We start from the raw sequence: 10,022 nt of genomic DNA on the forward strand, positions 1-10,022 counted from the left end.
GCGCGCTCTAAAGCGCGCTAATAATTGGGCAGGTTTCCCTGCCCATTAAAGTCTTACTTTTTAGCACGCTCTTCGAGCATGGCTACTGCTGGCAGGACTTTGCCTTCCACGAATTCGAGGAACGCGCCGCCGCCAGTAGAGATGTAGGAGATTTTGTCAGCAATGCCGAACAGGTCGATTGCTGCCAGGGTGTCACCGCCGCCTGCGATAGAGAATGCTTCGCTGTCTGCAATGGCATTAGCAACGATTTCAGTACCTTTGCGGAAGTTCGGGAATTCGAACACGCCAACCGGGCCGTTCCACAGAATGGTTTTCGCATTCTTCAGGATGTCAGCCAGCTGCTGTGCAGAAGCGTCGCCGATATCCAGGATCTGCTCGTCTTCTTTTACATCGCTAACGGATTTCAGGGTAGCCGGTGCGGTTTCAGAGAATTCAGTTGCAACGCGAACGTCGGTTGGGACCGGGATGTCGCAAGTGGTCAGCAGACGCTTAGCTTCGTCAACGAGATCTGCTTCGTACAGGGATTTACCCACGTTGTGACCTTGAGCAGCAACGAAGGTGTTCGCGATACCACCGCCAACGATCAGTTGGTCAGCAATTTTTGACAGAGAATCAAGAACGGTCAGTTTGGTAGAAACTTTAGAACCACCAACGATAGCAACCATCGGACGAGCAGGTTCTTTCAGTGCTTTACCCAGTGCATCCAGCTCGGCAGCGAGCAGCGGACCTGCACAAGCGACATCGGCGAATTTACCGATACCATGAGTAGACGCCTGCGCACGGTGAGCAGTACCGAAAGCGTCCATAACGAATACGTCGCACAGAGCAGCATATTTTTTGGACAGTGCTTCGTCGTCTTTCTTCTCGCCTTTGTTAAAGCGAACGTTTTCCAGAACAACCAGTTCACCGGCAGCGACTTCAACGCCGTCCAGGTAATCTTTTACCAGGCGAACCGGAGCAGACAGTTTATCTTTCAGATAGTTAACAACCGGCAGCAGAGAGAATTCTTCGTTGTACTCGCCTTCGGTAGGACGACCCAGGTGGGAAGTTACCATCACTTTAGCACCCTGTTTCAGGGCCAGTTCGATGGTTGGCAGGGAAGCACGGATACGCGCATCGCTGGTTACTTTCCCTTCTTTAACTGGTACGTTCAGGTCCGCACGGATAAAAACGCGTTTACCAGCCAGATCCAGATCGGTCATCTTAATTACAGACATGGTGAATCCTCTCGTTGATTCATAAAGTTTTGTCGACGCTCAAGCGTCGAGCCTGAAACCAATAGCAGCCATCGCTAACGTCGTGTCGAGCATACGGTTAGCAAAGCCCCATTCATTATCACACCAGACCAGCGTTTTGATCAGGTGAGCGCCACTCACGCGCGTTTGCGTGCCATCAACGATGGCGCTGTGCGGGTCGTGGTTAAAATCTACTGAGACCAACGGTAATTCCGTATAGTCAACTATACCATGAAATGCACCTTGTGCTGCTTTTTGCAGCAACTGGTTGACTTCACTGGCTTTTACTGGTTTTTTCACCGTCACGCTTAAGTCGATCGCCGTCACATTTATGGTCGGTACACGCACCGCAATCGCTTCAAAACGATCGTTAAACTGCGGGAAAATTCGCGTGATGCCCGCCGCCAGTTTGGTATCAACCGGAATGATCGACTGGCTGGCCGCTCGCGTGCGGCGCAGGTCAGGATGATAAGCATCAATAACCTGCTGATCGTGCATCGCGGAGTGGATCGTGGTGACGGTACCAGACTCAATGCCGTAAGCATCATCCAGCAATTTGATGACGGGTATTATGCAATTCGTGGTGCAGGAGGCATTGGAAACGATCCGGTGCTCAGCGCGCAGCTGATCCTGATTAACGCCAAACACAACGGTTGCGTCGATGTCGTGACTACCAGGATGTGAAAAGAGCACTTTCTTTGCGCCGGCGGCAATATGCGCCTCGCCGTGTTCGCGGCTGCCGAAGACCCCCGTACAATCCAGCACAACGTCGACACCCAGTTCGCGCCACGGAAGCGCATCGAGCGTTCGCTCATGCAGAATGCGGATCGCGTCATCGCCAACGATGAGCTGGTCTCGTTCCTGACGAACATCCCAGGCAAAACGCCCATGGCTGGTGTCATATTTCAACAAATGCGCCATGCCTGCAGCATCCGCCAGTTCGTTGATTGCCACCACGGTGATTTCCGCCCGACGCCCGGATTCATATAAAGCACGAACCACGTTGCGTCCGATGCGACCGAAACCATTAATCGCTACGCGTACGGTCATAGGTCTCCTGCAAGGATTTCTCAGAAACGATGTGGCAGACAGAGTAATGCAGCAAATCGCTCAGGGAAACCTTACCTGTCGCAAACTGCGACTAATTGGTTAATTGTCGAACATTTAATCGACTGAAACGCTTCAGCTAGAATAAGCGAAACGCGGAATAAAAGGAATGATTGTCCAGCAACAGAACACAGTTATCTGACTTACGTCACATTTTAACGTCCTTCAACGCAACTTTTATTCCATATTCCAGAATTACGAATAACCGTAGCAAGATTATTTCGTTGCCATGTCACAAATCCTGATTTATATCAGAAAGCTCCCTAACCCGCGTCTATATTATCAGCGCTACGTCCGAGTCTCGGAGTCCCTCAACTATGGCAACATTCTATCCCCATCCATCTGAAGCTCGCTTTCATGCGCTGCGTTTATTACCGGGCCAGGAAGTCTTTTCAGCGCTACACGCTTTTATCCAGCAGCATCAACTACAGGCAGCCTGGATAGCGGGTTGCACCGGCAGTTTGACCAATATTGCTCTGCGCTTCGCCGGACGTGAAGAAACCACATTACTTACGGGTACGTGGGAAATTATCTCTCTGAACGGCACGCTGGAACTTACCGGCGAGCATCTCCATCTGGCGGTTGCTGACCCACACGGCGCGATGCTGGGCGGACACATGATGCCGGGCTGTACCGTACGAACCACGCTGGAACTGGTGATTGGCGAGTTGACGTCTCTGGCATTCAGCCGTCAGCCCTGCGCCGTTTCCGGTTATGACGAACTGGTTATTTCATCCCGCTAACGCTTCACTTATACGAGGTCTTTTATGGCGCGTCGCCAATTTTCCAGCCAGTCTCTGGTTCTTATTGTCATTGCTATCGCCATCAACATGGTCGGTGGGCAGCTTATCAGCATGTTGAAATTACCTATTTTTCTCGACTCGATTGGCACGTTGATCAGCGCGGTGCTGTTAGGTCCGGTTGTGGGGATGCTAACCGGATTACTCACTAACCTGTTGTGGGGATTACTGACCGATCCGATCGCCGCCGCCTTTGCGCCCGTTGCCATGGTTATTGGACTGGTCGCCGGTTGGCTGGCACGGGCAGGATGGTTTCGCACCTTACCCAAAGTCGTGGTCAGCGGCGTAATTATCACGCTTGCCGTGACCCTCGTTGCCGTGCCGATTCGCACGACTCTGTTCGGCGGTGTCACCGGCAGCGGTGCGGATCTTTTTGTCGCCTGGATGCACTCGGTCGGTCAGAACCTGGTGGAGTCCGTCGCCATCACCGTCATCGGAGCGAATCTGGTCGATAAAATCCTCACGGCAATCATCGTCTGGGTGCTGCTGCGACAACTTCCGCTGCGCACCACGCGCCATTTCCCTACGATGTCTGCCGTGCGCTAAATGCATCCGTTTACGTCGTTAACTCTGTGGGCGCTTGCCGCCTGCTCCACGCTCCTGCTGCCAGCCGGAGTGCCGCTCAGCTTGTACAGCGCCGCGACGTTTGTCGGTTTGCTATGTATGAAGGCTACGCGGTCGCGGGCGAAATACGTACTCTGGCTGATGATCCCCTTAGGACTGGGGCTATGGCTGGTACACGGCGGATGGCTTACCGAGTGGATTAGCGGGCAGCCGCGCACACCAGAACGCTGGGGCGATGCCGTTACGCTCTGGCTGCGGATCCTGGCCATTGTGTCGACATCGCAGATGTGGATGCAGTACGTGCCGGTTGCGCGCTTTATGCGCGCCCTGTTTGCTTCACGCCTGCCGCCAGGCGTTGCCTATCTGTTCGCAGGCCCGCTGCTGGTGGTTGAACAGCTCAAACGCCAATTGGCGATTATTCACGAGGCTCAGCGCGCACGTGGCGTACCGCTGGATGAGTCCTGGTACCAACGTTTACGCGCTATGCCGGCATTGATTGTGCCGCTCACCCATAACGCGCTCAATGACCTGGCCGTTCGCGGTGCAGCGCTCGATATGCGGGGATTTCGCCTGCATCGCACTCGCACCACGCTGTGGGCGCCGCCAGACAGCACCTTACAACGTCTGGCCCGCTACGGTATGGTGGTTCTGATGGCGGTTGAGACAGGAGTCTGGATATGGTTACGTTAGAGCAGTTTCGCTATATTCCGACGCACGCTATGCGGCCATCCGCCTGTTACGATTTCCATTACGCCAGGCCTGGTATAGTGGCTATTTTTGGTGAGAACGGCAGCGGGAAAAGTACGCTGGCACAGCTGATGGCTGGCTGGTACCCCGACTTCCTTCCGGGAGAAATTGAGGGCACAGGCGCGCTACTGGGTAATCCCATCGGGCAACTATCGCTGGTCGAGCAGTCGAGTACCATCCAGCTTGTGCAGCAGTCACCTTACCTGCAGCTTTCAGGTTGTACTTTCAGCGTGGAGGAAGAAGTGGCGTTTGGCCCGGAAAATCTCTGCCTTACCGAGACTGAAATTATGCAGCGCATAGATGCCGCCCTTACGCTGACGGAATGTCAGCCTTTGCGCCATCGTCATCCCGGCACCCTTTCCGGCGGGGAAACCCAGCGGGTAGTCATTGCCAGCGCACTCGCCATGCAGCCGAAAATATTGATTCTGGATGAAGCGTTCAGTCGCCTGACGGCGCAAGCCACGGCAATGCTGCTGGCGCGACTGCAGCAGTGGGCACAGAAACAGCACGCTTTGGTGATACTTTTCGAACGCAACCCTTCACCTTTTCTCAGCTACTGTCAGCAGGCATGGCAGCTACTCGACGGAGCATTGTCATCACTATGCTAACGCTAAACCAGGTCAGCTATCGCTGGCCGAACGCCGCCGATGACTGTTTACGCAATATTTCGCTGGAACTCCAGGAGGGGGAATGGCTGGCGCTAACGGGCGATAATGGCGCAGGAAAATCCACGCTTTTGCGCATCATGGCCGGGCTACTGACGCCCTCATCCGGCACAATAACCGTTCAAAATCGTGCGATTGCGCAACTGAAAAACCGGGAGCGCGCCAGGGTGCTCGGCGTACTGTTTCAGGAGGCGGAGAATCAAATCTTTCACAGCAAGGTTGCAGAGGAAGTGGCCTTCGGATTACGGCTACAGAAGCTTCCGGCGACTGAAATTGCGCAACGCACGATGGCGGCGCTGCAATTATGTCAGTTAGAGGATGTCGCCGACGCGCACCCGCTCGATCTGCATACTGCACAACGACGTATGGTTGCCGTCGCCAGTCTGGAAGCCCTCAAACCCGCTATTCTACTGCTGGATGAGCCCAGCCGGGACTTTGATACGCACTGGCTTGGCGTCTTCGAAAACTGGCTGGCAGTGTGTCGTACACGTGGCGCCAGCGTTGTGGCGATCAGTCATGACGCTGCATTTACGCAGCGCCATTTTTCGCGCGTAGTACGTCTTGAAGCAGGTCAGCTACGCACGTAACTACCCTGATAAGCAAAAAAACGGGCCGCCTGAGCGACCCGTTTTCACCTGTAATCGAAATTACAGCAGTTCTTTTGCTTTCGCGACCACGTTGTCTACGGTGAAGCCGAATTCTTCAAACAGCAGTTCTGCCGGTGCAGACTCACCAAAGGTAGTCATACCGACGATAGCGCCGTTCAGGCCCACGTATTTGAACCAGTAGTCAGCAATACCAGCTTCGATAGCGACGCGAGCAGAGACGGCTTTCGGCAGTACGGATTCACGGTAAGCCGCATCCTGCTTGTCGAATGCATCGGTAGACGGCATGGAAACCACGCGCGCTTTCACGCCTTCAGCGGTCAGTTTGTCCCAGGCAGCCACGGCAAGTTCAACTTCAGAACCGGTGGCGATGAAGATCAGTTCCGGCTGACCCGCGCAATCTTTCAGCACGTAGCCACCGCGAGCGATGTTCGCCAGCTGCTCTGCGGTACGTTCCTGCTGTGCCAGGTTCTGACGGGAGAGGATCAGCGCGGTCGGGCCGTCCTGACGCTCAACACCGTATTTCCATGCTACTGCGGATTCAACCTGGTCACACGGACGCCATGTGCTCATGTTCGGGGTCACACGCAGAGAAGCAACCTGCTCTACCGGCTGGTGAGTCGGGCCATCTTCACCCAGACCGATAGAGTCGTGAGTATAGACCATCACCTGACGCTGTTTCATCAACGCAGCCATACGCACCGCGTTACGGGCATATTCCACGAACATCAGGAAGGTGGAGGTGTACGGCAGGAAACCACCGTGCAGGGAAATACCGTTGGCAATCGCGGTCATACCGAATTCACGTACACCGTAATGGATGTAGTTACCGGCAGTATCTTCGTTGATGGCCTTAGAACCAGACCACAGAGTCAGGTTAGACGGTGCCAGGTCAGCAGAGCCGCCGAGGAATTCAGGAAGCCAAGGACCGAAGGCTTCAATCGCGTTCTGAGACGCTTTACGGCTGGCGATTTTCGCCGGATTAGCCTGCAGCTTAGCAATGAATTCGTTGGCTTTCGCGTCGAAGTCAGACGGCATTTCACCTTTCATACGACGGGTGAATTCAGCAGCTTCCTGCGGGAAAGCTTTGGCATAAGCAGCAAACTTCTCGTTCCATGCGGCTTCTTTTGCCTGGCCGGCTTCTTTCGCATCCCACTGCGCGTAGATTTCAGACGGGATTTCGAACGGCGCGTATTTCCAGCCCAGCTGTTCACGGGTCAGTGCGATTTCTGCATCGCCCAGCGGCGCACCGTGAGAGTCGTGGGTACCGGCTTTGTTCGGAGAACCGAAACCGATGATGGTTTTGCACATCAGCAGGGAGGGTTTGTCGGTCACTGCGCGTGCTTCTTCAACAGCGCGTTTAATGGCGTCAGCATCGTGACCATCTACACCACGAATCACGTGCCAGCCGTAAGCTTCGAAGCGCTTCGCGGTGTCATCGGTGAACCAGCCTTCAACGTGGCCATCGATAGAGATGCCGTTGTCATCGTAGAACGCAACCAGTTTACCCAGTTTCAGCGTACCAGCCAGGGAACATACCTCGTGAGAGATACCTTCCATCATGCAGCCGTCGCCCATGAAAGCATAGGTGAAGTGGTCAACGATGTCGTGACCAGGACGGTTAAACTGCGCCGCCAGCGTTTTTTCAGCGATAGCCATACCCACTGCATTCGCAATGCCCTGACCCAAAGGACCGGTCGTGGTTTCAACACCCGCCGTGTAACCCACTTCCGGGTGACCCGGCGTTTTAGAGTGCAGCTGACGGAAGTTCTGCAGCTCGGACATCGGCAGATCATAGCCGGTGAGGTGCAGCAGGCTGTAAATCAGCATTGAACCGTGGCCGTTAGACAGCACGAAGCGGTCACGGTCAGCCCAGGACGGGTTAGTCGGGTTGTGGTTCAGGAAATCACGCCACAGGACTTCGGCAATGTCAGCCATACCCATCGGGGCACCCGGGTGACCGGATTTGGCTTTCTGTACTGCGTCCATGCTCAGCGCACGAATAGCATTGGCAAGCTCTTTACGTGAGGACATTTTGACTCCAGATCGGATAATGAAGGCCACGCCCTAAACGACTTGACGACAGCGCGTTTTGGGCTACGCCGGAAAAAAGTGCCAACAATGTAACCCAAGCCGCGTGTCATGTACATGGAGCATCCTTTTGCCGCTTCAGAAATCTCTGGATCATGCGCGCAAGTTGCGCAATCTTCTCGCCCGCTTATTGTTCTTTTCTTTATACTTAGGCCGAGCGTCGGTTCACCTGTAAACGACGCATTTTTTAGAATAATCCTGACCTTGTGCGGAAGAGAAAAAATGAAAATTCGCGCTTTACTGCTTGCTACGAGCATGGCGGCGGCATTGACCGGCTGCCAGAACATGGACTCAAACGGACTGCTTTCCTCAGGCGCGGAGGCTTTTCAGGCCTACAGTCTGAGCGATGCGCAGGTAAAAGCGCTGAGCGATCAGGCCTGTAAGGATATGGACAGCAAAGCTACCATCGCCCCGGCTGGCAGCGAGTATGCAACGCGTCTTGGCAAAATCGCCGCCGCGCTTGGCGATAACATTAACGGCCAGCCGGTGAACTACAAAGTGTATATGGCGAAAGATGTGAATGCCTTTGCCATGGCGAACGGCTGTATCCGCGTATACAGCGGCCTGATGGATATGATGACCGACAACGAAGTCGAAGCGGTGATCGGCCACGAAATGGGTCACGTTGCGCTGGGTCACGTGAAAAAAGGGATGCAGGTTGCGCTGGGTACGAACGCCGTGCGCGCAGCTGCGGCTTCCGCTGGCGGTATTGTCGGCAGCCTGTCGCAGTCGCAATTGGGCGATCTTGGCGAGAAACTGGTGAACTCGCAGTTCTCCCAGCGTCAGGAATCCGAGGCGGATGATTACTCGTATGATCTGTTGCGCAAACGTGGGATCAATCCGGCTGGCTTAGCCACCAGTTTTGAGAAACTGGCAAAACTTGAAGCAGGACGTCAAAGCTCAATGTTTGACGATCACCCGGCATCCGCAGAACGTGCGCAACATATTCGCGATCGCATGAGCGCAGACGGGATCAAGTAATCTTCGAACAGTGCCGGATGGCGGCGTGAACGCCTTATCCGGCCTACAGAATGACAAATTTAGTCCAGCGATCGGGCGTTATTGGCGAAGCCAGTTTGAGACCGGACAGCGCACAGCCACCGGAGCGTACACGTAGTACGTGAGGATGGCGAGCACTGCCCGGGTTCAAAATGGCGAGTAAAATAGCCCGAAACCGTTACTCGCCTTTCTTAGCCGCCTGGATATAGAGCATTTCTAATGCCAGCGTTGCCGCCGCCAGTGCGGTGATCTCTGACTGATCGTAGGCCGGAGCCACTTCAACAACATCCATCCCGACGATGTTCAGATCTTTCAGACCACGTACCAGTTTTATCGCGCGATCGGACGTCAGGCCGCCGATCACTGGCGTACCGGTTCCCGGTGCAAACGCCGGATCCAGACAGTCGATATCAAAAGTCAGGTATACCGGCATATCACCGACAATCTGCTTAACCTGAGCGATAATGTCATCAACGCTGCGGTCGTTAACCTGGCATGCATCCAGCACGGTAAAACCGTTGTCTTTGTCGAACTCGGTACGAATACCGATCTGCACAGAGTGATTCGGATCGATCAGACCTTCGTTCGGCGCAGTGTAGAACATGGTACCGTGGTCGAATTCGCAGCCGTTCGCGTAGGTGTCGGTGTGAGCATCAAAGTGCACCAGCGCCATTTTACCAAAGTGTTTAGTGTGCGCGCGCAGCAGCGGCAACGTAACAAAGTGGTCGCCGCCAAAAGAGAGCATACGCTTTCCGGCAGACAGCAGCTTCTCAGCATGCGCCTGCAGTTTTTCACTCATTTCACGCGCATCCCCGAACGCATAAACCAGATCGCCGCAGTCCACCACGTTCAGGCGCTCGCGCATATCGAAGTTCCACGGGAAGCGGTTGTGCTCCCAGGCCAGGTTGGTGGATACCTGACGGATCGCCGCCGGGCCATGGCGGCCGCCCGCGCGACCTGACGTTGCCATATCAAACGGTACGCCGGTGATCACCCAATCGGCGTCGCTGTCGTAAGGCATGAAGTTCATCGGCAGACGCAAAAAACCAAAGGCGTTAGAAACCAGGGAGTTGTCGTATTGATGACCTAAGGTGCTCATGTACTGACCTCTTTTAAAATCGGTGAAAAAAAATCCCCTCCGCGTCGTTAAGCCCGACGAGGAAGGGATTGATTTACGTGACTACTTGTATGGGCGAATTATCGCCTTAA

The 10,022-nt window shown here is 54.5% G+C and carries 10 protein-coding genes; 6 read left to right on the forward strand and 4 right to left on the reverse strand.

Annotation, left to right across the window (positions count from 1 at the left end; genetic code table 11):
• Positions 1-53 precede the first annotated feature (53 nt).
• Together pgk and epd are read right to left on the reverse strand one after the other, a co-directional pair.
• The gene (gene pgk, locus JTI85_RS18320; protein WP_003027032.1) at positions 54-1,217 is read right to left on the reverse strand and encodes a phosphoglycerate kinase; all 1,164 of its coding nucleotides are present in this window, start codon (positions 1,215-1,217) and stop codon (positions 54-56) included.
• 39 nt (positions 1,218-1,256) lie between these two features.
• A complete protein-coding gene (epd, locus tag JTI85_RS18325; RefSeq protein ID WP_003027035.1) occupies positions 1,257-2,285 on the reverse strand; it encodes an erythrose-4-phosphate dehydrogenase in 1,029 nt (342 codons plus the stop codon).
• A 374-nt stretch (positions 2,286-2,659) separates the two neighbouring features.
• Here epd and JTI85_RS18330 point away from each other — a divergent pair, with 374 nt between their 5' ends.
• From JTI85_RS18330 to JTI85_RS18350, 5 genes are read left to right on the forward strand one after another with little or no spacing between them, the layout of a single operon-like run.
• Positions 2,660-3,085 (forward strand): PPC domain-containing DNA-binding protein, encoded by a 426-nt coding sequence (locus JTI85_RS18330; protein WP_071697479.1) that lies wholly within the window; start codon positions 2,660-2,662, stop codon positions 3,083-3,085.
• Positions 3,086-3,109: 24 nt separating this feature from the next.
• Positions 3,110-3,688, forward strand: a complete 579-nt coding sequence (locus JTI85_RS18335) for an ECF transporter S component (protein WP_003027040.1) — start codon at positions 3,110-3,112, stop codon at positions 3,686-3,688.
• Complete coding sequence (locus JTI85_RS18340; RefSeq protein WP_200044871.1) at positions 3,689-4,396, forward strand: energy-coupling factor transporter transmembrane component T; 708 nt, start codon at positions 3,689-3,691, stop codon at positions 4,394-4,396.
• Positions 4,384-5,061 carry an ABC transporter ATP-binding protein gene (locus JTI85_RS18345; RefSeq protein ID WP_200044872.1) on the forward strand — a complete coding sequence of 226 codons (678 nt, stop codon included), beginning with the start codon at positions 4,384-4,386 and terminating at the stop codon, positions 5,059-5,061. The genes JTI85_RS18340 and JTI85_RS18345 overlap by 13 nt, the downstream gene beginning before the upstream one ends.
• Positions 5,055-5,705, forward strand: coding sequence for an ABC transporter ATP-binding protein (locus JTI85_RS18350; protein WP_200044873.1), 651 nt, complete (start codon positions 5,055-5,057; stop codon positions 5,703-5,705). Before JTI85_RS18345 ends, JTI85_RS18350 begins: the two co-directional genes overlap by 7 nt.
• A gap of 60 nt (positions 5,706-5,765) precedes the next feature.
• Here the strand turns inward: JTI85_RS18350 and tkt are convergent, their stop codons facing one another.
• On the reverse strand, positions 5,766-7,757 hold the full coding sequence (gene tkt, locus JTI85_RS18355; protein WP_048213189.1) for a transketolase: 1,992 nt from the start codon (positions 7,755-7,757) through the stop codon (positions 5,766-5,768).
• Positions 7,758-8,036: 279 nt separating this feature from the next.
• On the opposite strand from tkt, the gene JTI85_RS18360 reads away from it, so the two are divergent.
• The gene (locus JTI85_RS18360) at positions 8,037-8,795 is read left to right on the forward strand and encodes a M48 family metallopeptidase (protein WP_003027053.1); all 759 of its coding nucleotides are present in this window, start codon (positions 8,037-8,039) and stop codon (positions 8,793-8,795) included.
• A gap of 196 nt (positions 8,796-8,991) precedes the next feature.
• On the opposite strand, the gene speB is transcribed toward JTI85_RS18360, so the two are convergent.
• Entirely contained in the window at positions 8,992-9,912 is a 921-nt protein-coding gene (gene speB, locus JTI85_RS18365) for an agmatinase (RefSeq protein ID WP_200044874.1), read from the reverse strand.
• Positions 9,913-10,022 lie beyond the last annotated feature (110 nt).

This window comes from Citrobacter sp. Colony219 (assembly GCF_019382635.1).
Taxonomy (GTDB): domain Bacteria; phylum Pseudomonadota; class Gammaproteobacteria; order Enterobacterales; family Enterobacteriaceae; genus Citrobacter; species Citrobacter youngae.

Coding starts and splice junctions, on each gene's coding strand:
- pgk (WP_003027032.1), bottom strand. CDS start 1,217: ATGTCTGTAATTAAGATGACCGATCTGGATCTGGCTGGTAAACGCGTT.
- epd (WP_003027035.1), bottom strand. CDS start 2,285: ATGACCGTACGCGTAGCGATTAATGGTTTCGGTCGCATCGGACGCAAC.
- JTI85_RS18330 (WP_071697479.1), top strand. CDS start 2,660: ATGGCAACATTCTATCCCCATCCATCTGAAGCTCGCTTTCATGCGCTG.
- JTI85_RS18335 (WP_003027040.1), top strand. CDS start 3,110: ATGGCGCGTCGCCAATTTTCCAGCCAGTCTCTGGTTCTTATTGTCATT.
- JTI85_RS18340 (WP_200044871.1), top strand. CDS start 3,689: ATGCATCCGTTTACGTCGTTAACTCTGTGGGCGCTTGCCGCCTGCTCC.
- JTI85_RS18345 (WP_200044872.1), top strand. CDS start 4,384: ATGGTTACGTTAGAGCAGTTTCGCTATATTCCGACGCACGCTATGCGG.
- JTI85_RS18350 (WP_200044873.1), top strand. CDS start 5,055: ATGCTAACGCTAAACCAGGTCAGCTATCGCTGGCCGAACGCCGCCGAT.
- tkt (WP_048213189.1), bottom strand. CDS start 7,757: ATGTCCTCACGTAAAGAGCTTGCCAATGCTATTCGTGCGCTGAGCATG.
- JTI85_RS18360 (WP_003027053.1), top strand. CDS start 8,037: ATGAAAATTCGCGCTTTACTGCTTGCTACGAGCATGGCGGCGGCATTG.
- speB (WP_200044874.1), bottom strand. CDS start 9,912: ATGAGCACCTTAGGTCATCAATACGACAACTCCCTGGTTTCTAACGCC.